Source organism: Pseudotabrizicola algicola (genome assembly GCF_010915705.1).
GTDB classification, from domain to species: Bacteria; Pseudomonadota; Alphaproteobacteria; order Rhodobacterales; family Rhodobacteraceae; genus Pseudotabrizicola; species Pseudotabrizicola algicola.
On record NZ_JAAIKE010000002.1, the window covers coordinates 321,775 to 345,565 of the forward strand.

Sequence of the window (23,791 nt, forward strand, 5' to 3'; positions counted from 1 at the left end):
AGAGGGGTCCGGGGTTGGGGGTCAGAGCAGGACGCGCGCTTCGGCACGGCCCGTGAAGGGGGTATCGGCCACAAAGGTCTGGCCGTTGGCGGGGTTTGTATCTGTCAGATCGCGCGCCGCCGAGGTGCAGAACAACTGGCCGAATGCCGCGCCGCCAAAGGCGGGGCAGGTCGTCTGCGGACAGGGGAAATCGTAATGCGCCAGCTTTTCACCCGCGGGCGTGTAACCTTCCACACATCCGCGGCCCCAGAAGGCGATCCACAGATTGCCCGCCGCATCGGTGACAGCCCCGTCGGGATACCAACCCTCCGCGGTGAAATCCAACGCCACCTGCGGCGCGGCACAGGGCCAGCCGTCGGCGTCCAGCGCGACCCGCATCACCTGATGCGTGGGCGTGTCGCTGAAATAGGCGGTGCGGCCATCGGGGGCAAAGCATTGGGCGTTGGTGACGGTGATGCCACCCCACAACTTGCGCAATTCGCCCTTGTAGAAGCGGTAGAACGCCCCCGCGCCCTTGCCTTCGGCCTTGGCCATCGTGCCAATCCAGAAGCCCCCCATCGGGTCGGCGCGGCCATCGTTCGACCTGTTGCCACTGATGTCGGACTCGAGCGCGCAAAGGGTTGTCTCGACCCCGCTGGCAAGACCGAAGCGGAACAGGCGGGTTTCCGAGGCGATCAGCACTTCATCGCGGCTGATCCAACCCGCAGCGCTGACCATTTCGGGAAAGTCCCACTGGCGCGCGGCCGTATGCAAACGGCAGTTCACAATATCGAACCACAGCAATTCACCGCGTTCGGGATGCCAGAGCGGACCTTCCCCCAGGATGCAGGGGGTGGCGTTGAAAATGCTCATGCCGTTGCCTCGTCATATGCGGCCACAATCACGCTGGCGCGGGCGGCAACCTCGGCGGCGCTGAGGCCCGGCGTGTAGAGTGCGGTGCCGATGCCAAAGCCATTCGCGCCCGCCTTTACCCATTCGGCGAAATTGGACGCCCCCGCACCGCCGACGGCATAGACCTGCGTCGCACGCGGCAGGACGGCACGGATGGCCTTCACGCCTTCGGGTCCGATCAGCGACGCGGGAAATATCTTCAGCCCGTCGGCCCCCGCCTTCAGCGCGGCAAAACACTCGGTCGGCGTCATCACCCCCGGCCAGCTGTCCATGCCGCGCGCCTTGGTCGCCGCGATCACCTCGGCATCGCAATTGGGAGACACAATCAGAGTGCCGCCCGCCGCCTGCACCGCCGCCACATCGGCGGGCGTCAGCACGGTTCCGGCGCCAATCTGCGCCCGTCCGGCCGTGGCCTGCGCCATCGCCGCAATAGAGGCCAGCGGGTCCGGTGAGTTCAACGGCACCTCGATGCGGGTGATGCCCGCCGCGACCAGCGCCTCGGCCACGGGAACCGCATCGGGCGGGGTGATGCCGCGCAGAATGGCGATCAGGTTGCGGTGGACCAAGGCAGTTGTCACGCGGTTTTCTCCAACTGGCGGGCAAGGCTGGCAAGCCCCGCAAGCGAACATTCGGTGGCGGGCAAAAGACGCGCTTCAACGCCTTGGGTGCGCAGGGCGCGGGCATAGCTTTTGCACAAGGCATCCGCCCCGATCAGGGTCACGACCTGCCCCAGCCAATAGGGCTTGGCGGCGGCAAGCTCGACACCGATCAACAGGCCCGAAAGCCGCGCCCGCGCCCGCGCGGCAGGCAGATCACCGATCAACCCCTCGGCCCGCAGATTGAACAATTGCGCACCGATCCGGTCAGGCCGCGACAGTGCATCGGCAAGGCCCGCATCAAAGGCGGCATCGTCCCAGCCCTTGCCTGCCATCCCGTGCCGCAAGACCGACTGTTCCGACAACAGCGCAAACAACTCGCCCGTCAGATAGGTCTGAAAGCTGACCACTTCCCCGGCGCTGATCCGCGCCCATTTCGAATGGGTGCCGGGCAGGCACATCACACCGTCAAAGGCCGGGTGCAGCGCCAAGGCTCCGGCAATCTGGGTTTCCTCGCCGCGCATCACATCGGCGGGCTTGGTCTGTTTCAACCCGGGTGCAATATAAACCGCCATCCGCGCATCCTGTACCGGCACGCGCACCAGCCCCGCGCGGTCAAGCGGGGTGCAAGGAACGGTGCGGTAGGGCGCCTCGAACCACCCCTGACGGCTGCCCGCCATGCCGCAGACGATCACCGGCACAACGCCTCCGCCCAGCCAGGGCGAGACAAGCGCCAGCAGCGCCGCTTCGAACTGGTCGCGGGCCAGCCGCCCCATCCCGTCATCAGATCTGGCCTCGGCACGGATGCCATCCGGCCCCATCGCCCAGACCCGCAGGTTGGAGGTGCCCCAATCCACCGCGATCCAGTCTGGCGTCACAGCCGCTCTCCTTCCACCACCCACATCGTTGCGGGCCAAGCCACCGGCAAAAGCAGCCCCTGCCCCATCAACGCGAGCCCCGACAGCACCAGCGGGCCATCCTTCAGCGCATTCGGCCCGCGCGACTGCGGCGGCTTGTCGCCCCCGTTGCGCAGCGTGATACGGTAGCGCGCCGCAGGGTCAAGCCCGGTCAGCCGGAGGGGGCGCGGCAATATCTGCACCGTCTGCGCATTCTGCCCCGCGAACAGCACGAAACGCCCCCCATCGGCCGCCAGTTGCATCTCGGCGGTCACCGTGGGGTCGGAACTGTCAAGCCGCAGGATGGTTCCCGCCATCATCCAGTCACGGTTGGCCTTATACCACGCCGTCACATCGCGCAGAACGCCGGCATCGGCGTCGGAAATCTTGCGCGGGTCCATTTCGAAGCCGAAATGACGCTGCGCCGCGACCCATGCGCGGAAAGAGATGGGCAAGGCGCGGCCCGTGGTATGGCTGTGCAGCGCGCCCACATGGCTGCCCGTCACGCACGAAGGCAGGAACAGCGCCGCATCATGCTGCATCCGCAGGCGTTCTTCGGCATCGATGCAATCCGACAGCCAGACGCGGTGCGTGCGCGCCAGAATCCCCGCATCAATCCGCCCGCCGCCCGAGGCGCAGCTTTCAATCTCCACCCCCGGATGCGCCGCGCGCAAACGGTCGAACAGCGCATAGGCTCCGTGGGTCTGCGCCACATCGACCACCGGCAACAGCCGGTTATGATCCCATTTGATGTAGTCGATGTCATATTCGGACAGGATCGCCGACACCGCATCGAACAAGTAATCGCGCACCTCGGCCCGCGCGAGGTCCAGCACCAACTGGTTGCGCCCTGTCACCTGATCCACCGGCCCGAGCATCCAGTCGGGGTGCGCGCGGTGCAGGTCTGAATCGGGGTTGACCATCTCGGGTTCAAACCACAGGCCAAAGGTCATGCCGAGCGAATGCACATGCGCGATCAGCGGATGCAGGCCATCAGGCCATTTGTTGCGATCAATCGTCCAGTCGCCCAGCGATGTGGTGTCATCATCGCGCCGCCCGAACCAGCCGTCATCCAGCACGAACCGCTCGGCCCCCAAGGCGGCAGCGCGGTCGGCGATTTCCGACAGGTCGGCAAGCGTGTGCTTGAAATAGATTGCCTCCCAGCAGTTGTAATGCACCGGGCGCGGGCGTGCGGGGTTGGGCCATTGCACCACACGGTCACGGGTATCCCGTTGGAAAGCCGCACCAATGCCGTTCAAGCCGCTGGCCGAATGGACAGCTACCAACTCCGCCGATTGAAACCGCCGCCCCGCTTGCGTTTCTGCCCCTTGGGCCGCGCCGAACTGCACTTGACGGCGGCCATCCGGCAATTCCTCGGCCAGCATCCGGTGCCCGCCGGACCATGCATAATGCAGCGCATAGGCCGTGCCTTGCGTATTGGTGCAGCCATATTCCGGCAGGATCACATAAGGCGGATGTTCATGCCCCGACCGGCCGGTGCGCGCTTCGCGCATGCGGATGCCCGGCGTCCACGCCACATGGTTCAAATGAAACTCGCGCACCCAGCGGCCATGCAAGTCGATCATGTAATCCGCCGCCTGCGGCGCGGGCAACACCGGTGCCGCCAGCCATGTGACGCGGATATCTCGCTCTGCCTCCAGCACCGTCTGCAGGGTGAAGACGCCCGTTGGCTGTGCGGTGATGTGGTGCGTCAGCACCATCCCCGCCGCCTCGGAGACCAGCGTCAGCCTCTCGGCGGCCAGATCGGCCCGCGCGAAGCGGAACACAGGATGCAGCGGCGTGCCATCTGCCTCGGCGCAGATCAACCCCGGCTGGCCCGGAAAGGCGCGCCCCGACTCCGGCGTCAGCGTCAGGGCGGGCAGCGCGTCGATCATGCCGCCCGTCAGGTCTTGCCGCGTGCTGGCGGCCAGTTCGGCAAGATCCTCACCATCCGTCAGGCGCGCGCCCCAGTAGATCACTGCGGGCAACCCGCCATCCGAGGTCAGGGCCAGCGTTTGCCCACCCGCATCAAGCCGCCATTGCATCACTTCACCGCCCCAAGCGTCAGCCCGGCAATGAAGTGCCGCTGCATCAGGAAAAACATCAGCACCGGCGGCAAGGCGGCCAGAATGGACCCCGCCGATACCAGATGCCATTGCGCGATCCACTGCCCGTTGAGCGAGGACAGGCCCGCTGTCACCGGCTGGGTCGAGGCATTTGTGGTCAGCACCGTGGCCCAGAAAAAGTCGTTCCAGATGAAGGTGAACACCAGAACCGACAGCGCCGCAATCGCAGGCCGCATCAGCGGGATCACGATGAACCAGAAAATCCGCCATTCCGCCACGCCTTCCACCCGCGCGGCCTCGATCAACTCGAACGGCAGCGACTTGATGAAATTGCGCATGAACAGCGTGCAGAACCCGGTCTGGAATGCGATGTGGAACAGCGCCAGCCCGTACCATGTGTTATACATGCCCAGCGAAAGCGTCAGGTCACGCACCGGCACCATCAGGATCTGGAACGGCACGAAATTGCCCGCGACGAACATGAAGAACAGGATCAGGTTCGACGGAAAGCGGTAGATCGCCAAGGCAAAGCCCGTCAGGCACGACAGGGTGATCGCGCCGATCACCGTGGGGATCGTCACCCAGAACGAATTCAGCATGTACTGCAGCATCGGCGTGTTCTGAAAGACCAGCGCGTAATTCTCGAAGGCAAGCGCCGAGGGCAGGCCAAAATAATTGCCCTGCGCCAGATCGGACGCGGGCCGCACCGAAGTCAGCGCCACACCCAGAAGCGGCAGCAGCCACAGGATCAGCGCGACGGGGACCGCGATTTTGTAAAGCGTCTGGCTAGCGCCGGAAAGCTGGGTGATCGGACGGGGAAACATCGGTCAACGCTCCGTTTCGTCGCGCCACATCTTCCAGATGAAGCCCGAGATGAATAGCATCATGATGGCGAAGAGAACGACGGCAATGGCCGCGCCATAGCCCATACGGTAGCCGTATTCCGACAGCGCCTGTTCATACATGTAGAAGGACAGCACGCGGCTGGACCCGAACGGCCCGCCATTCGTCATGATCGACACAAGGTCAAAGCTGCGCAGCGCGCCGATCACCGTCACCACAACGGCGATAAAGGTCGCGGGGCGCAATTGCGGCAGGATCACATACCACAGCATCTGCCAGCCCTTCGCGCCATCCAGCCGCGCGGCCTCGACCTGATCGGGGGCCACGTTGTTCAGGCCCGTCAGATACAGGATCATCACATAGGCGATCTGCGGCCAAAGCCCGGCGGCAATGATGCCATAGGTCACATAACGGTCATCCGCCAGAATCGCGGTGCCCGATCCGGTCACCCATTCCAGAAGGTTGTAGAACAAGCCGAAATTGGGGGCGTAGAACCACGAAAACATGAGGCCGACCACGACCTGCGAAATCACGAAAGGAAAGAAGAACAGCGACTTGTAGAGCCGCATCCCGCTGATCGTCTGGTTCAGGAAAATCGCGATCATCAATCCCGCAGGGACGGCCAGCATATACAGGACCAGCCAGATCACATTGTTCTTGAGCGAGATATAGAAGGCGTCGTCATCAATCAGTTCGACGTAATTCGCCGTGCCGATCCAGCGCGCGTCGCCCAGACCGTCCCAGTCATAAAAGCTGACCCAGATCGACTGGAAGATCGGAATGATGACATAAAGGAGAAACATGGCCAGACCGGGGGCCATGAACAGCCAAGGCGCAAGCCTGCGCTGGTTTGCTTTCCAAAATGCGGACATGCGGCGCCCTTGATCTACACAAAAGGGGAAAAAGGCCCCGGCGATCCGCCGCCGGGGTCAAGGTCTGGGGCGGCCGCTATGCCGCCGCCCCGATCCGGCGCTTACTTGTAGATTCGCGCGCGGGCTTTCTCCAGCCGGTCAAGGATCGCATCCAGATTTTCCGGCTTCACCATGAATTCCTGGAAGCCTTCCATCCCGACCTTTGCCATTTCCGCCGGAGCGTCACGGTCGAAGAACTGGGCCAGAGCATAGGCGCTCGACAGGGCCTCGAAGCCAGCCGCGAGGAACGGATCATCGGCAGGCACCGACGAGTTCTTGTTGGTCGGCAACTGGCCAACAGCCGTGTTCCACTTGGTCTGGGCTTCGGCACTGGCGACATAGGCGAGGAATTTCTTGGCATCCTCGATGTTCTTCGCGCCCGAAGGAATGTGGATGGTGTCGGTCGGCGCTTCTTCGGCCCGCGGAATGCCGGGAGTGATTTCCGGGAACACCATGAAGCCGAGGTTGTCATTGGTCATGCCACCCTCTTTGAAGGTGCCGACGGCAAAGTTGCCCATGACGTAGTTTGCAGCCTTGCCCTGCACCAAGAGGGCGGCGGCGTCCTGCCAGTCAATCGCGGCATGGTTCTTGGTGGTGTGCGGCAGGATCTTCGCCCATTCCGCAAACACATCCTTCACCTTCTGGTCGGTCCAGTCGATTTTGCCCGCCGTCAGGTCCATATGCCATTCATAGCCATTGGTGCGCAGGCTGAGGTAATCGAAAATCCCCGCGATCGGCCACAGCGCCTTTGACCCGGTGGTTACGCAGTCGATGCCCGCTGCGGTGAACTTCTCGCAGTTCGACACGAACTCGGCCCAGGTGGTCGGCACTTCGACTCCGGCCGCAGCGTATGCGTCCTTGTTGTAGTAGATGCCCCACTGGTAATAGGTGTAGGGAACGCCCCACTGCTTGCCGTCGATCGTCATCGACGCACGGGCCGAAGACAGCGCCTCGTTCAGGCCTTCGCTTTCCCACACATCCGAGACGTCCACGAACTGGCCTGCGGCGACAAACGGTGCCATGCGGTTGCCGGCGTACCAGTTGGCCAGATCGGGCGCATCCGCCGTCAGGAAGTTGCGGATCGCAGTCTTGTAGCCTTCGTGGTCGAAGTTGTTGAGCTGCACGTCGATATCCGGGTTCGCAGCTTCGAAGTCGGCGATCAGCGCCTCCATCGCGGCCAGCGGAATCGGGTCATAATCCGCGTTGTATTTGAGCACACGTTGCTGCGCCGATGCCGCCGTCGTCATCAGCAGCGCCGCCGTCAGCGCCAGAGCGCCCCTTGCAAGATGGACCATGGTTTCCTCCCTTTGGTTCCATTATTTGAAACTTAGTCTTGAATATTGAAAACTATGTCCGCTATTGTTAAGGCTGTCAACAGGAACGCTGCGGGAGGCGCGGATGGGAAGCGAAGGACATGCCGACGGCACGGTCGGCAAGGCGCTTGATGTGCTCGATATGGTGGCGGGCCATGCGAGGCCCGTCCGCTTCTCTGACCTGCTGGAAAATTCGCCCTATCCCAAGGCCACGCTCTACCGGTTTCTGCAGACCCTGACGCATCAGGGGATGCTGTCCTATGACGCAGATCGCGGCACCTATACGCTGGGCGTGCGGCTGGTCAGGCTCGCCCATGCGGCATGGGCGCAAAGCTCGCTCGCGCCGATTGCCCGCCCGTTTATCAGTGACTTGGCAGCCCTGACGGGGGAAACCGTGCATCTGGCGCAGATGGATCAGGGGCAGGTGCTTTACGTCGACAAGCGCAACGCGGCGAAGCCCGTCGAGATGTTCTCGCAAGCCGGCAAAGTCGGCCCCGCCTATTGCACCGGAGTGGGCAAGGCGATGCTGGCCTTCATGTCCGACGAGGCGGTCGAGGCCGCGATTTCGCGCCAGTCCTTCCACCGCTTTACCGACCACACGCTCGACACGCCCGACAAGCTGCGCGCCGAACTGGGGGCGATTCGCAGCCGTGGCTATGCCTTCGACCGCGAAGAGCACGAGCCGGGAATCATCTGCTGTGCCGCGCCGATCCTGACCCGCAACGGGCGGGTTCTGGGCGCGCTCTCGGTCACATCGACAACGGCCCGCACCACACTTGCGGCGCTGGAAGCAGAATCCACACGAATCAGGGAATGCGCGGCGCTGATCGCCGCCGAGGCGGAAAGCTGGCGCTTTCCAGAGCAGGAATAACGGGGAGGAACGGGAATGACAGGTGTTACGCTGAACCGCGTGGTCAAGAGTTATGGTGATGTAAAGGTCATTCATGGCGTCGATCTGGAAGTGAAGGACGGTGAATTCTGCGTCTTTGTCGGCCCGTCGGGCTGCGGCAAATCCACCCTCCTGCGCATGATCGCGGGGCTGGAGGAAACCAGTGATGGCTCCATCCGCATCGGCAGCCGCGATGTCACCCACGCAGATCCGGCCGAGCGTGGGGTGGCGATGGTGTTCCAGACCTATGCTCTCTACCCGCATATGACCGTGGCCGAGAACATGGGCTTTGGCCTGAAAATGACAGGCCATCCCAAGGCCGAGATTGACCGCAAGGTCGCCGAGGCGAGCCGCATCCTGAAACTCGACAACTATCTGACGCGCAAGCCAAAGGCGCTTTCGGGCGGGCAGCGCCAGCGGGTCGCGATTGGCCGCGCCATCGTGCGCGGCCCCGAGGTGTTCCTGTTTGATGAACCCCTGTCCAACCTGGATGCCGAGTTGCGGGTGGAAATGCGGGTGGAAATCGCCCGCCTGCACCGAGAAATCGGGGCGACGATGATCTACGTCACCCACGATCAGGTCGAGGCAATGACACTGGCCGACAAGATCGTCGTGCTGCGCGCGGGACGGGTGGAACAGGTCGGCGCGCCGCTCGACCTGTATCATGACCCCGACAACAAATTCGTCGCCGGTTTCATCGGCAGCCCTGCGATGAACTTTGTGGCGGCCACCGTCGATGGCAGCGGCAGCGTCAACGCCGCTGGGCTGAACGGCCACACCTCCGTGACCATGCGCCTGCCCGAAAATGGCGCGGCGGTGACCCTTGGCCTGCGCCCGCAGCACCTGTCGCTGACCGAAGGCACCAGTCACAAGGTCGAGATGATCGAGGCTTTGGGCGGCGTCAGCTATCTGCACGTCAGCGCGGCCACCGGCGAAAAGCTCATCATCGAATCGCGGGACACGCCGAACGTGCGTCTGGGCGACCGCGTGGGCGTCAGTTTTAATCCTGCCCATGTGATGGCCTTCGACACCAAGACCGAAAAGCGCCTGCGCTGATCGAAACGGGCGGCGCCGTCGGGGCCGCCCCCTTGCGCTAGAACATGTCCAGCAGGCGGCGCAGATACTCCCGCTCCGCCTCCGGGCGCTCTTGGTCGCCCGTGCGACGGCGGATTTCATCCAGCAAGTCCTGCGCGCGGCGATACACGTCCTCACCCTGCAGCATGTTGCGATCCGACCCGATCCGTGCCGAATCGCCCGGCTCGCGGCCCAGCGGGTCACGCTGGCTGTTGGGGTCGGCGCGGCCAAAGGCTTCGCCTTGGGCGGTTCCGTTCTGCTGCTCGCGTTGCTCTTGCGCCAGAGCCTCGCCGAAATCGCGCATGCCCTCGCGCAGGGCTTCCATCGCTTCGGCCTGCCGGTCGAGCGCGCCCGGCAGATCGCCGTTGCGCAGCGCCTCTTCCGCCTCGCGCATGGCGCGGCCCGCACGGTCCATCTGCTGGCGTCCGGCCTCGCCCCGCTCGCTGCCCTCTCCGGGCAGGGGACCACGGCCCAACTGGTTCAAACGGTCGCGCAACTCCTGCTGACGCTGGGCGAGGCCTTCGCCGCCCTGCCCCTCTTGCCCCGGCTCCTGGCCCCGCTGGCCATCCTGCAAATCGCGGAAGGCATCGTCAGACAGGCCTTGCTGGTCGCGCAGCGTCTCACCAAGCTCGCGCATGGCCTGATTGCCCTGCCCTTGGCCCTGACCCTGCCCCTGTCCTTGCCCTTGGGCGACCTGCATGTTTTCCATAAGCTGGCGCAGCATTTCCATCAGCTCTTGCGCCTCGGCCATGCGGCCCTCTTCCATCAGCCGCTGCAATTCGTCGAGCATTTCCTGCAGCTGGTCGCCCGACATGGTCATGCCTTCCATGTTCTGCGACAGTTCACTCTCGGGGTTGCGCTCGGCCTCTTCGGCAAGCTGTTGCATATAGTCGGCAAGCGCCTGCCGCATTTCCTGCATCAGCTGGTCAATCTCTTCCGGGCTGGCGCCGTTGCGGATCGCCTCATCCAGCCGGTCCTGCGCGCGGCGCAGACGTTCCATCGCGCTGGCCAGATCGCCCTCTTCCACCAAAAGCGCAATCTGCCACAACTCTTCGGCAATCTCGTCCCGCTGTTCGGGGGTCAGGCTGACTTTCTGCACATCCAGCTGCCGCATCACGGTGCGCAGGCGCAGATAGGCGCGCTGGTTGCGGATGAATTCTTCGGGCTTGTGCGTCACCGCCTTGAGCACCTGCGCCGAGCGTTCCGCATTCTCGCGCGACCACAGCAGATCACGCCGCATCTCGATCAGCGCGGCGGCCAGCGGGTCAAAGAACCGCTTGCCCGGCAGGATTACGGGCAGTGGCGCCGCCTCGCCCGTTTGTCCTGCGGCATCGGTGGCGGAGAAGGTCATCACCACCGGCAGATTGGCGAACGGATGCTGCGACAGATCGTCAATCAGCGTCTCCGAAAACGCCGCCCGATTGCCCGTGACCGGCATCGGCAGGTCAAGCACCACAGGCTCCCGCGGCTCCGGTGCGGTGGCCAGACCAAAGCGGCGGTCTATGCCGGACAGGTCCAGCGCGATGCTGACCTGCCCCTGCACCACACCATAATCGTCATTGGTCGCAAAGCCTTGGCGGAAGCGGCCATCCGCCTCGCGCCCGATCTCGCCCTCGGGCGTGATCGTCGGCGCGCGGTCGGGTGTTGCGGTAAAGGCCCAGGACCGCCCCCCTGGTCCCTCGATCGTGACGTTGCCGGATGTGTTCAGCACGAAATCACGCGCCACGCTTTGCACATCGCCCGCCGCCACCTCGGCCGCCCCCGATACGGTTTCGGTCAGCGTCAGCGCGCCGACCTCGCCATAGAGCCGGAATTGCATCCGCGTGCCGACCGGCACCTCCAGCGACTCGGCCATGACATCATTCAGATACAGCGTCGGCTTGCCGGTATAGGCAGGGGGCTGCGCCCAACCTTCCCATGTCGGACCCGCCGCAAGCGATCCGCCCGCCCCCGGGGCCAGAGCCGCCACCGATGTGACCCGCCACAAAGACCCGAACATCAGGGCCATCACGAATGCCGTCAGCGCCACATAGCGCAGCGCAAACGGATCACGTGAAGAAAGCCGCAGGTCAGGCTCCACCGCCCGCGCCTGTGCCGCCCGTGCCGCCATACGCGCCTGATGCGCGCGCCACACCGCCAGCGATGCCGGGTCGTCGCCACCAATCGCCTGCACATCGGTCAGCGCGGCAATCGGATGACCCGGCAAACGCGAATCAAGCCGCACCAAAGCCTCTGTCCGGCTCGGGCGGCGAAACTGCCACAGGCCATAGCCGACTGCCGCAAGCGCCGCGCCCGCCGCTACAGCAGCCCCGGCCCAGACGTATTCGATGGCGACATGGTCTTGCACCCCGAAGGCAAGCAACGCAAGAACCGCCAGCACAAGGGTCCAGAGCGGCCAGAACGCCCGCACCCCCCGCTCGGCCCAGAGCCCGAGATGGGTCAGCCGCAGCGGCCACGCGATGCGTTTCATCAGGTCATTTGGGTCGGAAACCGCCATGCCAGCCTTTCCACGGGCCGGACGGGGTGTCACAGCCATGCGGGAATGGTATCGCGCGAAAGGATTTCGTCAAAGGTCGGACGCGCCCTTATGACAGCGAAGTGATCCCCCTTGACCAGAACTTCGGGGATCAGGGGCCGGGTGTTGTATTCCGACGCCATCACCGCCCCGTAAGCCCCCGCACTGCGAAAGGCGATCAGATCGCCCTCGGCCAGTGCAGAGAGCGGGCGCTGCTTGGCAAAGGTATCGCCGGTCTCGCACACGGGGCCGACCACGTCATAGGGCTGCGCCTCCTGCCCCGGCGCGGGTTCCACCACCGGCACGATGTCATGATGCGCGCCATACATCGACGGGCGCACCAGATCATTCATCGCGGCATCCACGATCAGGAAATCGCGGCCCTCGCCCTCTTTCACATAGATCACGGAAGACACCAGAATCCCCGCATTGCCCGAAATCAGGCGGCCGGGTTCAATCTCGATCTCGCAGCCCAGATCGCCCACGGTGCGCTTGATCAGGGCACCGTAATCGGTGGGCAGCGGCGGGGCCTCATTCGACCGCGCATAGGGAATCCCGAGTCCGCCGCCCAGATCAAGCCGCTCGATGCTGTGGCCCTCGCTGCGCAGGCGCCGCGTCAGGTCCGCCACCTTCAGATAGGCCTGCTCAAAGGGTTCCAGCTCGGTCAACTGGCTGCCGATATGCACGTCGATGCCCACCACGCGCAGCCCCTTGAGCGCCGCAGCCTCGGCATAAACCTCGGACGCGCGCGAAATCGGTATCCCGAACTTGTTCTCGCTCTTGCCGGTCGCAATCTTTTCATGCGTGCGGGCATCCACATCGGGGTTCACCCGAATGGTGATCGGTGCCACGACCCCCAAGGAAAGCGCCACCTCGGACAGTGCGCGCATCTCGGGTTCGGATTCCACGTTGAACTGGCGAATCCCCCCCGTGAGAGCCAGCCGCATCTCCTCACGCGTCTTGCCCACGCCGGAAAACACGATGCGCTCTCCCGGCACCCCTGCGGCACGCGCACGGCGATATTCGCCCGCCGATACCACATCCATCCCCGCGCCCAGATCGCCCAGCAGCTTCAGCACGGCCACATTCGACAGCGACTTGATCGCAAAGCACACCAGATGCGGCAGCGGCGAAAGCGCCTCGGTGAACAGATGGTAATGCCGGGTCAGCGTGGCCGCGGAATAGCAGTAAAATGGCGTGCCAACCGTGGCCGCGATATCGGCAATCGCCACATCCTCGGCATGAAGCAGCCCGTTACGATACAAGAAATGGTCCATATGCCCCGCAATCCCGGCTAAACTTCGCGCCTGCATCTACCCGTTGCGGCGCGCGAATTCAAACGGAACCTAGCGCGAGCGCAGGAACAGATAGAGCGGCAGCCCGCAACTGACCCCGATGCAGAAGGTGGCCGGAACCGCCACCAGATTGACCCACGCCTTGCGCTGCACCGTCTCGGCCACCACCCAGACTGTCAGGGCAATCGCCGCGATCGTCAGATCCCATGTCAGGCCGGTGGTCGAGGCATTGACATACCAGGCATCAATCAGCCCCGAAAGCCCGGTGCCGGTTTCGCGCATATAGGTCACGAACCAGTACATCGGATGCACCGCACCCCAGATCGCCAATGCCAGATAAACCATCCGTAGCGCTGTCATCACCTGCCCCTGCTGTTGCCGTGCCGCACAGCTAGCACGCCCGCGCCGGCAGACCAGCGCAGATCAGCGCAGCACGACGCCCATGCGGGCCTCTCCAGTCACGCCCGAAACCGGACGCTCGGGCGCGCCATCGATGCCACAGGCGGCAAGCAGGGCGAGGGCGGTGCAGGCAAGCATCAAGCGGGTCATGCCAGTTTCTCCTTCCAGCGGGCGATTTGCGCACGCACCTGATCGGGCGCGGTGCCGCCATAGGATTGCCGCGAGCGGACGGAATTTTCCACCCCCAGCACGTCGAAAACATCGGCGCGAATGCCCGCGTGAACGCCCTGCATCTGCTCCAGCGTCAAATCGGGCAGATCGCAGCCCGCGCTTTCGGCCAGGGCCACAAGGGTGCCGGTCACATGATGCGCCTCGCGGAAGGGCAGACCCAGTTCGCGCACAAGCCAGTCGGCCAGATCGGTGGCGGTGGAAAACCCGCTGGCGGCGGCCTGTGCCAGCACATCGCGGTTGGCGGTCATATCGCCCACCATCCCCGTCATCGCGGCAAGGCCCAGCATCAGCGTGTCGGCGGCGTCGAACACCTGTTCCTTGTCTTCCTGCATGTCCTTGGAATAGGTCAGCGGCAAGCCCTTCATCACCGTGAACAAGGCCACCGTCGCCCCCAGAATCCGCCCGATCTTGGCGCGCAACAGCTCCGCCGCATCGGGATTCTTCTTCTGCGGCATGATGCTGCTGCCGGTGGTCCACTTGTCCGACAACCGCACAAAGCGGAACTGCGCGCTCGACCAGATCACAAGCTCCTCGGCAAAACGGCTCAGGTGCATGGCGCAGATGCTGCTGGCGGCCAGAAACTCCAGCGCGAAATCGCGGTCGCTCACGGAATCGAGGCTGTTGGCGGTGGGTCGGTCAAACCCCAGCGCCGCCGCAGTCATCTGCCGGTCAATCGGGAACCCCGTCCCCGCCAGCGCCGCCGCCCCCAGCGGGCATTCGTTCATCCGCCGCCGCGCGTCTTCAAAGCGTGAACGGTCGCGGGCGAACATCTCGACATAGGACATCATGTGATGCCCCCATGTCACCGGCTGCGCGGTCTGCAGATGGGTAAAGCCCGGCATCACCCAATCGACCCCCGCCTCTGCCTGCGCGACAAAGGCACGCATCAGAGCCGTCAGTCCGGCAATCGCTGCGTCGCACTGGTCGCGCACCCACAGCCGGAAATCGACCGCCACCTGGTCGTTGCGGCTGCGCGCCGTGTGCAAACGCCCTGCTGGCGCACCGATGATCTCTTTCAGACGGTTCTCCACATTCATGTGGATGTCTTCCAGATCGGTGCGGAACTGGAATTGCCCCGTTTCAATCTCTGACAACACGGTGAGCAGGCCTTCCCCGATGGCCTTTGCATCGCTAGGTGTCACAATACCTGTCGCGGCGAGCATCGCCGCATGGGCGCGCGACCCGGCAATATCCTGCGCGTAAAGCCGTTTGTCGAACCCGATCGAGGCATTGATCGCCGTCATGATCGCGTCCGGCCCTTCGGCGAAACGCCCGCCCCACATCTGGTTGGCGGATTTGGATTCGGCGGGTGCGCTCATGGATGCATCTTTCGGAGGGGTTATGCTGCGGAAATCTCTGGCTGTCCTTTATACGGCCTTGGCGCTTGGTGCAAATCCGGCGGCCGCCGATGTCGCGGCCCTGCGCGACGGCGACATGAAAAAGCTCGCCCTGCATTCCGCTCCGGTTGCCTTGGCAGACGTCGGGCTGCTGGATGCAAATGATGCGCCCGCCTCGATGGCGGATTATCACGGCAAATGGGTCGTGCTGAACTTCTGGGCCACATGGTGCGCGCCCTGCCGGCATGAAATGCCCTCGCTCGACCGGTTGCAGGCAGCCCTGCCCGAAATTGCGGTGGTGCCAGTGGCGACCGGTCGCAACGCGGTGCCGGGCATCCAGAAATTCTATGCCGAGGCCGAAATCGCCAATCTGCCGATCCTGCGCGACCCCAAGTCAGAGCTTGCGCGCTCTGCCAGCGTGATGGGCCTGCCGGTGACACTGATCCTGAACCCGCAGGGGCAAGAGGTGGCGCGGCTGATCGGCGACGCCGAATGGGACAGTGACAGCGCCAAAGCGATCCTGACCGCCCTCGCCGCAGAATAGTCCGCAGCATCGGCGGCAGGCCAAACGCCCCCCGCCCAGCAGATGCCGACCGCAGCAAAGGCGCGCCGGTGACGGGCCGGGCCGCTCCCGCCTGCCGTTCCCGTTCAGCCCACCCAGCCCTGCCCCTCACACGTAGGACCGCACCAGTGCCTGCGCGATCAGGCTCCACCCGTCTGCCACCACGAAGAACGCCAGTTTGAAGGGCAAGGAGACGATGGCGGGTGGCACCATCATCATCCCCATCGACATCAGGACGGCAGCGACCACCAGATCGATGATGAGAAACGGCAGAAACACCAGAAAGCCGATCTGGAACGCCAGCTTGATCTCGCTCAGCATGAAGGCGGGCACCAGCACAGAAAGCGGCGCATCGGGCAAGGCGGCAGGCATCGGATCGGGCCGCAATTCTGCCAGATGGGCAAAGGTCTCCGGATCCAGACGCGCGGCCATGAATTCACGGAACGGGGCCAGCGTGCGCACGATCGCGGGGGCCAGTTCCAGCTCCTCGCGGCTGAGCGGCGCAAGGCCGTTGACCCAGGCTTCGGTAAAGACAGGGTCCATCACATACCATGTCAGAAACAGCGCCAGACTGACGATCAGCATGTTGGGCGGGGCCTGTTGCAGCCCGATCGCCTGACGCAGGATGGACAGAACCGTGACTACAAAGGGAAAACAGGTGACCATCACCGCCAGCCCGGGCGCAAGGCTCAGCACTGTCAGGAGCAGGATCAACTGCACCGACCGCGCCGAAAGCGACGTGCCGTCGCCAAGGTTCAGCGTCACCTCCTGCGCCAGTGCCGGCTCTGCAGCCAGCAGCAGCAAGACCGCCAGACAGACAAGGCGCGACAGGGTTTGCATGGGGTTACAACCCGCCGCGCAGATTGGCGACTTCGATCAGGCGCACCGCCAGTTGCCCGGCCTGTTCGCCTTCCAGCTCCTGCAGCTCCCCTCGCGCGATCAGCCTGTCCCCGATATAGAGCTCCACCGGGTCCTCGACCCGGCGATCAAGGGGCAGCACGGCATCTTGCCCCAGTTTCAGCAAATCACGCACCAGGGGCCGCGCCTTGCCGACAGAAATCGTGATCTCGATCGGGACTTGCGCAAAGGGATTGGCGTCGGTCGGGTCATCCATGACCAGTATCCTTTTCGGAATATTCAAAGAAATCATGCACCGCGCGGGTCAGTTCAGCGACCGCATGGTCAAGATCGACCCGATGCTCCACCTCTCCCAGCCGCAGATAGGCCTGCCCCTCGCCCAAGGTCGGCTCGGCCACGATCACCAGCGGAAGACCCGCAGCCTGTGACAGCAGCCGCTCGACCGCGGGGCGGGCGGCGGGGTTGAGGACAACATGCACCGGCTGATCCACCAGATCATCGATATGCGGCATGATGGTATCGAGAACGACGGGGGCCAGCACCTCGCGCGCCAGCGGGGGCAGCAACTGGGTGCACAGCTGGGTCAGGACCGGCTGCACGGATTTGAGCATATGCGCGCGGGCCTCCTGAAAGGTAAACGCCATTTGCTGCAGGTTATTGGCAAGCTCCGAGCTGATCCGCGCCTGATCGTCCTGCGTGGCCGCCGTCGCATCCTCCCACCCTGCCGCGTATCCTGACTCGTAGGACTGCAGCCGCGCCTCTTCCACCGCGGCGCTGTCCATCACCACGGTCTGCGACCGGCCTTTCGGGGCGGGCGGTTCAAAAACCTCAAGCTTCAGCGTGGGCATCAGCTGCGCTCCTCTTCCTTTTCCATCCAGCTGCGCAAAATCTCGACCGATTCGGTCTGACGCTCATCGATCAGACGGCGCAGCCGCGCGACGGGGTCTTGCGGCGGCTCGCCCAACATGGCGCTGTCATCGAAATTGACCATCGGCATGGCCGGCAGATCGAAGCCGTCGGAAATCTCGCCGGTCAGCGCCGGAGAAAGCGTGCTTTCCATCGGGCCGGGCAGGGCCAAGGCCCCCTCTGCCGGGATAGCCGGGGACACGCCCTCGCGCTGGGTCAGCAGCGGGCGCAGCACAAACAGGCCCAGAACCAGACTGACCAAGGCCAGAACCAGAAGCTGGATGACCGACATCACATCCACCGGACCGAGCTGTGACAAAAGCCCCGCCTCGGCCAGCGCCCCTTCGACCGGAGCGGCTTGAAATTCAAGCGATTTAAGCGTCAGAACGTCGCCGCGCGCCTCATCCAGCCCGGCCGCCGAAGCGACAAGTTCCCGCAGGTCGGCAAGCTCTGCCTCCGACCTTGGTTGCCATGTCCGCGTGCCATCTGCCGCCACCCCCGGCTCTCCGTCGACAAGAACGGCGACCGTCAGGCGGCGGATGGCGCCGGGCTCGCGCAGCACCTCTCGCTGGGTCTGCGACACTTCGAAGTTCACCCGCTCGCGGCTGGTGGAGCTTTGGCTTTCGCCCGTCGCATTGCCCGCCCCGTCGCCATCCGGCAGGTTAGAGGCCACCGTGACCCCGGCCTGCCCTTCCTTGGACGTCTCGTTGCGCTGCTCGCTGTCGGACGAGATGGCGACGCGGGCCTGCGGATCAAATATCCGCTCGGAAATCGCCTCGCGTTCGCGCTGGAGGTCGACCGACACCTCGACCACAGCGCGCCCCGGCCCGACCCGCGCCGCCAGAAGCCGTTCGACATTGCGTTTGATGTCGAGCGCGCGCGCATCGCCGGAGGCAAGGGCCGCAGCATCCGTCTGGCCCGCGATCAGCCCGCCGACAGAATCGATGATCGCCACATCCTCGGGCTTCAGGTTTCCCGTCGCGCTTGCCACCAGATGGCGCAGGGCGGTTGCCTGTTCCGCCGTGAGCGTGCGCCCTGCCGTTGTGACCGTAACACTCGCCGTCAGCATCTGATCGCGCAGAAAGCCGCTTTTGTTTCCCTGGGCGATATGCACCCGGGCGGCCTTGATCTGCGGCATCGCCAGAATGGTGCGCGCAAGCTCCCCCTCTTTGGCGCGCCAATAGGCTGCGTCAAACATCTGCGACGTGGTGCCAAACCCCGACAGACCATCAAGCAGTTCATAACCCGCGCCGCTGCTGGCAGGCAGTCCCTGCCCGGCCAGTTGCATGCGCAGCCCGTCGCGCGCGGCGGTCGGCACATAGATGGATTCGCCACGCACCTCATAGGCAACTCCGGCCTGGTCCAGCGCCGCGATCACTTCCCCCGACGCCCGCGAATCGAGCCCGGCGTAAAGCAGGCTTTGCCCGCCCGACTGACCCATCCGTGCGAGGGCAAGCACCGAAACAAACATGCCAACCGTCGCGGCCACCAGCACAATCCTTTTTGCCAGTGTCAGCCCCTGCCACAAGGAAACCAGATTGTTCACGCCCTGCCTCCGTATCGCAGACACCCGTCTGCCTTGGACCGATCAATGAAGGAGGCGTCTTAACAATCGGTTAGTGACCTTTGATCTATTTTCGTTCTTGCCGAAGAAATGCGAGCGCGTGATGACCCAAGCTGAAACTCCCCCGGATTCCCCGCCGAAGAAGAAAAGCAAACTCCCCCTCGTGATCGGGCTCGTCGGTGCGATCGCGCTGGGCGGCGGCGGGTTTTATGCAACCTATTCAGGCCTGATCCTTGGTTCTCATCCATCGACGGCGGCGGCACATGCCAATCCTTCGCTGCCCGATATCACCTTTGTCGCGGTCGATCCGATCACCATCAGCCTCGGGCCGCAGTCCCGCTCGCGCCACCTGCGATTCGCCTCGCAGCTTGAGGTCGAGAATGTGCATGCCGCCGAGGTGCAGCTGCTGCTGCCGCGCATTTCGGATGTGCTCAACAGCTATCTGCGTGCGGTGGAACTGGCGCAGCTTGAAGACCCGTCCTCGCTGATGCGGCTCAAGGCGCAGATGCTCCGGCGGGTCCAGATCGTCACCGGGCAAGACCGGGTGCGTGATCTGCTGATCTCTGAATTTGTCCTGAACTGAAAGGGAAAGTCATGAATGTTATCGCCGATTTTCTCCTTGCAGCGGGCGCATTTACAACTGCTGTCTACTGTCTGGTGCTGGCCCGCCGGCTCAAGCGGTTTACCACGCTCGAAACCGGGATGGGCGGGGCCATCGCGGTCTTGTCGGCGCAGGTGGATGACATGACCAAGGCGTTGGATCAGGCCCGAAAATCCGCGCAATCCTCCTCCTCGGGGCTTGAGGATCAGGTTCGACGGGCCGAGGCTGCTGCCGCGCGGCTTGATCTCATCCTCGCCTCGCTGCACGACCTTCCGCAGCAGCCGCCGCCGGACGAGGAAATGGCAGAGGATCGCCGCCTGCGATTCGTGCGCCGCCGCCCTGACCGCAGCGGGATGAGGGCGGCAGAATGAACTTTCGTCACATTCTGGCAGGGCGCGGCACGCTTACATTGCTGGCGCTTGTGCTGGCGGCGGCGGGGGCGCTGCGGCTGGGGCATGGAATCGGCAGCGCCATGGCTTTGCAGGCAAGCGAAGACACCCATGCAAGCGCCGAGCCGCTGCAATGCCCCGAACCGCCAGCCGCCCTCGCGCAGGCGCTGCGCGAACGGGACGCCGCCCTGTCGGCGCGGGAACTTGCCCTGCAAGACCGCCTTGCCGCACTCGCCCTCGCCGATACCGCGCTGACACGGCGGCTTGAAGAGCTGGAGGCGGCAGAAACCAGCCTGCGCAGCACCCTGGCCATCGCGGATGGCGCCGCCGAAAAAGATCTGCAGCGCCTGACCGCGGTTTACGAGGCGATGAAACCCGCCGAAGCCGCTGCGATCTTCGAAACCATGGCGCAGGAATTCGCCGCCGGATTTCTGGGCCGCATGCGGCCCGATGCCGCCGCCGCGATTCTCGCCGGGATGAAGCCCGAGACGGCCTATTCGGTGAGTGTGCTGATCGCGGGCCGCAATGCGCTTGCACCGCGGGAATAGGGTCAGCCTTTCTTTACGCTCGGCTGCGATGGTCGGGCAAAGCAGCAACAGGATGGGAACCGGATGTTTGGGTTCATAGGTATCGGCGTGATCTTCGTGATGGTGTTCGGCGGCTATATGCTGGCGGGCGGCAAGATGGGCATCATCATCAAGGCTTTGCCCTTCGAAATGATGATGATCGGCGGCGCGGCGGTGGGGGCTTTTCTCATCTCGAACGACATCGCGGTGGTCAAACACACTGCCAAGGACATCGGCAAGGTGTTCAAGGGCGCGCATTGGAAGCCTGCCGACTACCGTGATCTGCTCTGCCTTTTGTTCGAACTGATCCGCCTTGCGCGCAGCAACCCTGTGGGGCTCGAGGAACACGTGGAAAACCCCGGCGCATCCACCATTTTTGGCCGCTATCCGAAAATCCAGAAGGACCACGAAGCGGTGGATCTGATCTGTGACACCTTTCGCGCCGCCTCGATGAATTATGACGATCCGCATCAGGTGGAAGAGGTTCTCGACAAGCGGATGGAGGCGACGCAGCACCACGCGCTGCATTCCAGCCACGCGTTGCAGGCCACCGCCGATGCACTGCCCGCGCTCGGCATCGTGGCCGCGGTTCTGGGGGTGATCAAGACGATGGGCTCCATCGACCAGCCCCCTGAAATTCTTGGCAAAATGATCGGCGGCGCCCTGGTGGGGACCTTTCTGGGCGTCTTTCTCGCCTATGGCATCGTCGGCCCCTTCGCCGCCCGCGTCAAAGCCGTTGTGGATGAGGACACACATTTCTACCAGCTCATCCGCGAGGTGCTGATCGCCAATCTGCACAATCACCCGGCCAACATCTGTATCGAAGTCGGGCGCCAGAATACGCCCCATTCCGTCCGCCCCAGCTTCAGCGATCTTGAAGAGGCGCTGCGCGGCCTCAAGCAGGAGGCGGCATGAAGATACTGCTGATCCTGTTTCTGCTGCTCGCCGCACCTGCGGAGGCACAAGGCGTCACGGTGAAAACGGGCGAACATGGGGCCTTCACGCGTATCGTGCTGACCTATCCGGCGGCGGTGGACTGGGTTCTGGGGCGCAGCGATGGCGGCTATGCCCTGCGCATCGCCGGGGCGGCGCGGCCCTATGATCTGTCGGGCGTCTACCGCGTGATCACGCGAGACCGCTTGCGATCCATCTGGGTCGATCCGGTGACGAATGATCTGCAACTCGGCATCGACTGCGCCTGCCACGCCATCCCCTTTGAATTGAGCGCGCGCGTCCTTGTCATCGACATAAAGGATGGCCCGCCGCCGCAGGGGTCCAGCTTCGAACTCGGTCTCGTCAGTGGCGCGCCATTGCCGCCGCTGCAGTCCGGGCAGCCGCTGCGGCCGCGCAAAAGCGCGCGGCGCGACGGGGGGTATGATTGGCTCGGCACAGTTTCCGCCAGTCCCGAGCCTCGGGCGGAGCCAGCGGGGCAGGGACCCGCCGCTCTGGAAACGGCCCTGCGTCTTGATGATTTCCGTGCGATGCTGATTGACGAAATGGGCCGCGGCGCGACGCAAGGCGTTGTGGAGCTTGACCTGCCCCCGCGACCCGTCGCGCCCGAGCCGCCGCCAGAGGCTTCCCCCCCCTCCCAGCCGGAAAACGCCCGCGCGGCGCTCGAAAGCCTGCCGGGAATCGGGGTCCGGTCTGACGGCACCGCGCCGCCCGATGTAATGGTGCAAGGTGGCACCTGTCCCCGCCCTGCCGATCTTGGCGAAAAGGTCTGGACCGGAACGGAGGATGCCGCGGCAGAACTCGCGCTGGCCCGTGCGGCCGTCCTGTCAGAATTTGATGTGCCCGACACTGCCAATCTCTTGCGCGCCGTCGACACCTATCTGCACTTCGGGCTCGGGGCAGAGGCACGGCAACTGCTGGCCAGCTTTCTGCCACCCGGGCAATCCGACCCGCTCAGGCGCGGCATTTCCTATCTGGTGGAGGGGGAAACGCCGCCCGACAACCCGTTCCGCAACATGCAAAGCTGCGATTCTGCCGTTGCCCTCTGGGCGCTGCTGGCCGCCGGAGAGGGCGAGCGTGCCTTCGTCAACGGCGCGGCGGTCAGCCGGAGCTTTCTCGCCCTGCCGCCGATGCTGCGCGCCTTTCTCGGGCCGGAAACCGCACAACGATTGCTCACGGCGGGGGACAGCGCCAATGCCGAAGTGGTCCGCCAGTCGTTTGAACGGGCTGCAGCGGCAGACGATCCGGCAGTCGGGTTGCTCGCGGCGACACAGGCGCTGCAAAAGGGTGATCCGGTCGCGGCAGAGGCGGCCCTGCCCGCAGAAGCGGGTGGCGAGGCTGCCTTGAGCCGCCTGCTCGCCCTGGTGGAGGCGCGCTTTCAGCAGCGAAAAGCCGTTGATGGCACAGACCTTCTGGCGCTCGAGGCCTTTGCCTTCGAACATGGCCAAGGTCCCCTGCGACAGAAACTGGATCGGGCGCTTGCCCATGCCAATGCACTTGGCGGCAATTTTGCGGCGGCCTTCCAGCATGCCGGGGAAACGCCCGCGCTGGCGCATGATGTCTGGATGCTCTTGGCCGAGACGGGGACCGACTCGGCTTTGCTCGGCACTGCGGTCGGGCTTGACCCCGCCCGCCGCACCAGCCTGTCCGGACCTGTCCGCAGCAAAATCGCCGAACGACTGCTGGCGGCGGGATTGCCCAATGCCGCAGCAGACTGGGCAACGGCAGATGACACGGAGGCAGATCTTGCCGCACGCATCGCACTGGCAAACGGCGATGCGCGCCGCGCGCTGCGTCTGCTGGCGGGCAACATGCCGGGGGCGGACCCTGCGCTGTTGGCCGCGTCCTACACCGCTGCCGGGGATCTCGCATCGGCGGCCTCGACCTATCAAGGGGCGGGCGACGCGGCTGCGGCGGCACGGGTGCAGCGCTGGGCCGGAACGTGGCAGCAAAGCCTTGCGGCTGACGCGCCGCCCGATGATCCCTGGGCTGCGGTGGCAGGTCTGGTTGATCCGCCGGCAGAGGCAGAGGCCGCGCCGCCGCTGCGGGCCGGCCTTGCACGGCTGGAGGAAAGCGCCGGCACCCGTCAGGCCATCGCAAACCTGCTCGCGGCAACCCCTGCGCCATGACGGGCGCGC

24 protein-coding genes are annotated in these 23,791 nt (G+C 64.5%); 8 read left to right on the plus strand and 16 right to left on the minus strand.

What is annotated here, in order from left to right:
* Positions 1-21 precede the first annotated feature (21 nt).
* The 7 genes from G3572_RS08100 to G3572_RS08130 form a co-directional block, all read right to left on the minus strand.
* Positions 22-852 carry an SMP-30/gluconolactonase/LRE family protein gene (locus tag G3572_RS08100; protein ID WP_164610604.1) on the minus strand — a complete coding sequence of 277 codons (831 nt, stop codon included), beginning with the start codon at positions 850-852 and terminating at the stop codon, positions 22-24.
* Positions 849-1,469, minus strand: coding sequence for a 2-dehydro-3-deoxy-6-phosphogalactonate aldolase (locus tag G3572_RS08105; protein ID WP_354004004.1), 621 nt, complete (start codon positions 1,467-1,469; stop codon positions 849-851). The genes G3572_RS08100 and G3572_RS08105 overlap by 4 nt, the downstream gene beginning before the upstream one ends.
* On the minus strand, positions 1,466-2,365 hold the full coding sequence (locus tag G3572_RS08110; RefSeq protein WP_164610607.1) for a 2-dehydro-3-deoxygalactonokinase: 900 nt from the start codon (positions 2,363-2,365) through the stop codon (positions 1,466-1,468). The genes G3572_RS08105 and G3572_RS08110 overlap by 4 nt, the downstream gene beginning before the upstream one ends.
* Complete coding sequence (locus tag G3572_RS08115; protein WP_164610609.1) at positions 2,362-4,428, minus strand: alpha-galactosidase; 2,067 nt, start codon at positions 4,426-4,428, stop codon at positions 2,362-2,364. Before G3572_RS08115 ends, G3572_RS08110 begins: the two co-directional genes overlap by 4 nt.
* The gene (locus G3572_RS08120) at positions 4,428-5,273 is read right to left on the minus strand and encodes a carbohydrate ABC transporter permease (RefSeq protein WP_164610611.1); all 846 of its coding nucleotides are present in this window, start codon (positions 5,271-5,273) and stop codon (positions 4,428-4,430) included. Before G3572_RS08120 ends, G3572_RS08115 begins: the two co-directional genes overlap by 1 nt.
* A 3-nt stretch (positions 5,274-5,276) precedes the next feature.
* Complete coding sequence (locus G3572_RS08125) at positions 5,277-6,164, minus strand: carbohydrate ABC transporter permease (protein ID WP_164610613.1); 888 nt, start codon at positions 6,162-6,164, stop codon at positions 5,277-5,279.
* A gap of 101 nt (positions 6,165-6,265) precedes the next feature.
* Positions 6,266-7,498 (minus strand): ABC transporter substrate-binding protein, encoded by a 1,233-nt coding sequence (locus G3572_RS08130; RefSeq protein ID WP_164610615.1) that lies wholly within the window; start codon positions 7,496-7,498, stop codon positions 6,266-6,268.
* A 103-nt stretch (positions 7,499-7,601) separates the two neighbouring features.
* Here G3572_RS08130 and G3572_RS08135 point away from each other — a divergent pair, with 103 nt between their 5' ends.
* On the plus strand, positions 7,602-8,387 hold the full coding sequence (locus G3572_RS08135; RefSeq protein ID WP_164610617.1) for an IclR family transcriptional regulator: 786 nt from the start codon (positions 7,602-7,604) through the stop codon (positions 8,385-8,387).
* A gap of 15 nt (positions 8,388-8,402) precedes the next feature.
* The gene (locus tag G3572_RS08140; protein WP_164610619.1) at positions 8,403-9,461 is read left to right on the plus strand and encodes an ABC transporter ATP-binding protein; all 1,059 of its coding nucleotides are present in this window, start codon (positions 8,403-8,405) and stop codon (positions 9,459-9,461) included.
* Positions 9,462-9,498: 37 nt separating this feature from the next.
* Here G3572_RS08140 and G3572_RS08145 read toward each other — a convergent pair whose 3' ends face one another.
* The 5 genes from G3572_RS08145 to argH form a co-directional block, all read right to left on the minus strand.
* Positions 9,499-12,015: a TIGR02302 family protein gene (locus G3572_RS08145; protein ID WP_435530965.1), complete on the minus strand. Its 2,517-nt coding sequence runs from the start codon at positions 12,013-12,015 to the stop codon at positions 9,499-9,501.
* On the minus strand, positions 12,006-13,271 hold the full coding sequence (lysA, locus tag G3572_RS08150; protein WP_164610623.1) for a diaminopimelate decarboxylase: 1,266 nt from the start codon (positions 13,269-13,271) through the stop codon (positions 12,006-12,008). Before lysA ends, G3572_RS08145 begins: the two co-directional genes overlap by 10 nt.
* A 69-nt stretch (positions 13,272-13,340) precedes the next feature.
* Positions 13,341-13,649, minus strand: a complete 309-nt coding sequence (locus tag G3572_RS08155; protein ID WP_164610625.1) for a DUF2834 domain-containing protein — start codon at positions 13,647-13,649, stop codon at positions 13,341-13,343.
* Between the two features lie 63 nt (positions 13,650-13,712).
* Positions 13,713-13,838 carry a hypothetical protein gene (locus tag G3572_RS22275; RefSeq protein ID WP_275897740.1) on the minus strand — a complete coding sequence of 42 codons (126 nt, stop codon included), beginning with the start codon at positions 13,836-13,838 and terminating at the stop codon, positions 13,713-13,715.
* Positions 13,835-15,238 carry an argininosuccinate lyase gene (gene argH / locus G3572_RS08160; protein ID WP_164610627.1) on the minus strand — a complete coding sequence of 468 codons (1,404 nt, stop codon included), beginning with the start codon at positions 15,236-15,238 and terminating at the stop codon, positions 13,835-13,837. The genes G3572_RS22275 and argH overlap by 4 nt, the downstream gene beginning before the upstream one ends.
* A 22-nt stretch (positions 15,239-15,260) precedes the next feature.
* Between argH and G3572_RS08165 the strand changes: the two genes are divergently transcribed.
* A complete protein-coding gene (locus G3572_RS08165; RefSeq protein WP_164610629.1) occupies positions 15,261-15,800 on the plus strand; it encodes a TlpA family protein disulfide reductase in 540 nt (179 codons plus the stop codon).
* Positions 15,801-15,926: 126 nt separating this feature from the next.
* On the opposite strand, the gene fliP is transcribed toward G3572_RS08165, so the two are convergent.
* From fliP to fliF, 4 genes are read right to left on the minus strand one after another with little or no spacing between them, the layout of a single operon-like run.
* Positions 15,927-16,658 (minus strand): flagellar type III secretion system pore protein FliP, encoded by a 732-nt coding sequence (gene fliP / locus G3572_RS08170; RefSeq protein ID WP_164610631.1) that lies wholly within the window; start codon positions 16,656-16,658, stop codon positions 15,927-15,929.
* Between the two features lie 4 nt (positions 16,659-16,662).
* Complete coding sequence (locus G3572_RS08175; RefSeq protein ID WP_164610633.1) at positions 16,663-16,932, minus strand: FliM/FliN family flagellar motor switch protein; 270 nt, start codon at positions 16,930-16,932, stop codon at positions 16,663-16,665.
* The gene (locus G3572_RS08180; protein ID WP_164610635.1) at positions 16,925-17,524 is read right to left on the minus strand and encodes a FliH/SctL family protein; all 600 of its coding nucleotides are present in this window, start codon (positions 17,522-17,524) and stop codon (positions 16,925-16,927) included. The genes G3572_RS08175 and G3572_RS08180 overlap by 8 nt, the downstream gene beginning before the upstream one ends.
* Positions 17,524-19,128: a flagellar basal-body MS-ring/collar protein FliF gene (gene fliF, locus G3572_RS08185; RefSeq protein WP_164610637.1), complete on the minus strand. Its 1,605-nt coding sequence runs from the start codon at positions 19,126-19,128 to the stop codon at positions 17,524-17,526. The genes G3572_RS08180 and fliF overlap by 1 nt, the downstream gene beginning before the upstream one ends.
* Before the next feature lie 121 nt (positions 19,129-19,249).
* Here fliF and G3572_RS08190 point away from each other — a divergent pair, with 121 nt between their 5' ends.
* The 5 genes from G3572_RS08190 (at position 19,250) to G3572_RS08210 (ending at position 23,782) form a co-directional block, all read left to right on the plus strand.
* Entirely contained in the window at positions 19,250-19,729 is a 480-nt protein-coding gene (locus G3572_RS08190; RefSeq protein ID WP_164610639.1) for a flagellar basal body-associated FliL family protein, read from the plus strand.
* An 11-nt stretch (positions 19,730-19,740) separates the two neighbouring features.
* A complete protein-coding gene (locus tag G3572_RS08195) occupies positions 19,741-20,118 on the plus strand; it encodes a DUF6468 domain-containing protein (protein ID WP_164610641.1) in 378 nt (125 codons plus the stop codon).
* Positions 20,115-20,684 carry a MotE family protein gene (locus tag G3572_RS08200; RefSeq protein ID WP_164610643.1) on the plus strand — a complete coding sequence of 190 codons (570 nt, stop codon included), beginning with the start codon at positions 20,115-20,117 and terminating at the stop codon, positions 20,682-20,684. The genes G3572_RS08195 and G3572_RS08200 overlap by 4 nt, the downstream gene beginning before the upstream one ends.
* A 63-nt stretch (positions 20,685-20,747) precedes the next feature.
* Complete coding sequence (gene motA, locus G3572_RS08205; protein WP_164610645.1) at positions 20,748-21,617, plus strand: flagellar motor stator protein MotA; 870 nt, start codon at positions 20,748-20,750, stop codon at positions 21,615-21,617.
* Positions 21,614-23,782: a hypothetical protein gene (locus G3572_RS08210; protein WP_164610647.1), complete on the plus strand. Its 2,169-nt coding sequence runs from the start codon at positions 21,614-21,616 to the stop codon at positions 23,780-23,782. Before motA ends, G3572_RS08210 begins: the two co-directional genes overlap by 4 nt.
* Positions 23,783-23,791 lie beyond the last annotated feature (9 nt).

Coding starts and splice junctions, on each gene's coding strand:
- G3572_RS08100 (WP_164610604.1), bottom strand. CDS start 852: ATGAGCATTTTCAACGCCACCCCCTGCATCCTGGGGGAAGGTCCGCTC.
- G3572_RS08115 (WP_164610609.1), bottom strand. CDS start 4,428: ATGCAATGGCGGCTTGATGCGGGTGGGCAAACGCTGGCCCTGACCTCG.
- G3572_RS08120 (WP_164610611.1), bottom strand. CDS start 5,273: ATGTTTCCCCGTCCGATCACCCAGCTTTCCGGCGCTAGCCAGACGCTT.
- G3572_RS08125 (WP_164610613.1), bottom strand. CDS start 6,164: ATGTCCGCATTTTGGAAAGCAAACCAGCGCAGGCTTGCGCCTTGGCTG.
- G3572_RS08130 (WP_164610615.1), bottom strand. CDS start 7,498: ATGGTCCATCTTGCAAGGGGCGCTCTGGCGCTGACGGCGGCGCTGCTG.
- G3572_RS08135 (WP_164610617.1), top strand. CDS start 7,602: ATGGGAAGCGAAGGACATGCCGACGGCACGGTCGGCAAGGCGCTTGAT.
- G3572_RS08140 (WP_164610619.1), top strand. CDS start 8,403: ATGACAGGTGTTACGCTGAACCGCGTGGTCAAGAGTTATGGTGATGTA.
- G3572_RS08145 (WP_435530965.1), bottom strand. CDS start 12,015: ATGGCTGTGACACCCCGTCCGGCCCGTGGAAAGGCTGGCATGGCGGTT.
- lysA (WP_164610623.1), bottom strand. CDS start 13,271: ATGGACCATTTCTTGTATCGTAACGGGCTGCTTCATGCCGAGGATGTG.
- G3572_RS08155 (WP_164610625.1), bottom strand. CDS start 13,649: ATGACAGCGCTACGGATGGTTTATCTGGCATTGGCGATCTGGGGTGCG.
- G3572_RS22275 (WP_275897740.1), bottom strand. CDS start 13,838: ATGACCCGCTTGATGCTTGCCTGCACCGCCCTCGCCCTGCTTGCCGCC.
- argH (WP_164610627.1), bottom strand. CDS start 15,238: ATGAGCGCACCCGCCGAATCCAAATCCGCCAACCAGATGTGGGGCGGG.
- G3572_RS08165 (WP_164610629.1), top strand. CDS start 15,261: ATGCTGCGGAAATCTCTGGCTGTCCTTTATACGGCCTTGGCGCTTGGT.
- fliP (WP_164610631.1), bottom strand. CDS start 16,658: ATGCAAACCCTGTCGCGCCTTGTCTGTCTGGCGGTCTTGCTGCTGCTG.
- G3572_RS08175 (WP_164610633.1), bottom strand. CDS start 16,932: ATGGATGACCCGACCGACGCCAATCCCTTTGCGCAAGTCCCGATCGAG.
- G3572_RS08180 (WP_164610635.1), bottom strand. CDS start 17,524: ATGCCCACGCTGAAGCTTGAGGTTTTTGAACCGCCCGCCCCGAAAGGC.
- G3572_RS08190 (WP_164610639.1), top strand. CDS start 19,250: ATGACCCAAGCTGAAACTCCCCCGGATTCCCCGCCGAAGAAGAAAAGC.
- G3572_RS08195 (WP_164610641.1), top strand. CDS start 19,741: ATGAATGTTATCGCCGATTTTCTCCTTGCAGCGGGCGCATTTACAACT.
- G3572_RS08200 (WP_164610643.1), top strand. CDS start 20,115: ATGAACTTTCGTCACATTCTGGCAGGGCGCGGCACGCTTACATTGCTG.
- motA (WP_164610645.1), top strand. CDS start 20,748: ATGTTTGGGTTCATAGGTATCGGCGTGATCTTCGTGATGGTGTTCGGC.
- G3572_RS08210 (WP_164610647.1), top strand. CDS start 21,614: ATGAAGATACTGCTGATCCTGTTTCTGCTGCTCGCCGCACCTGCGGAG.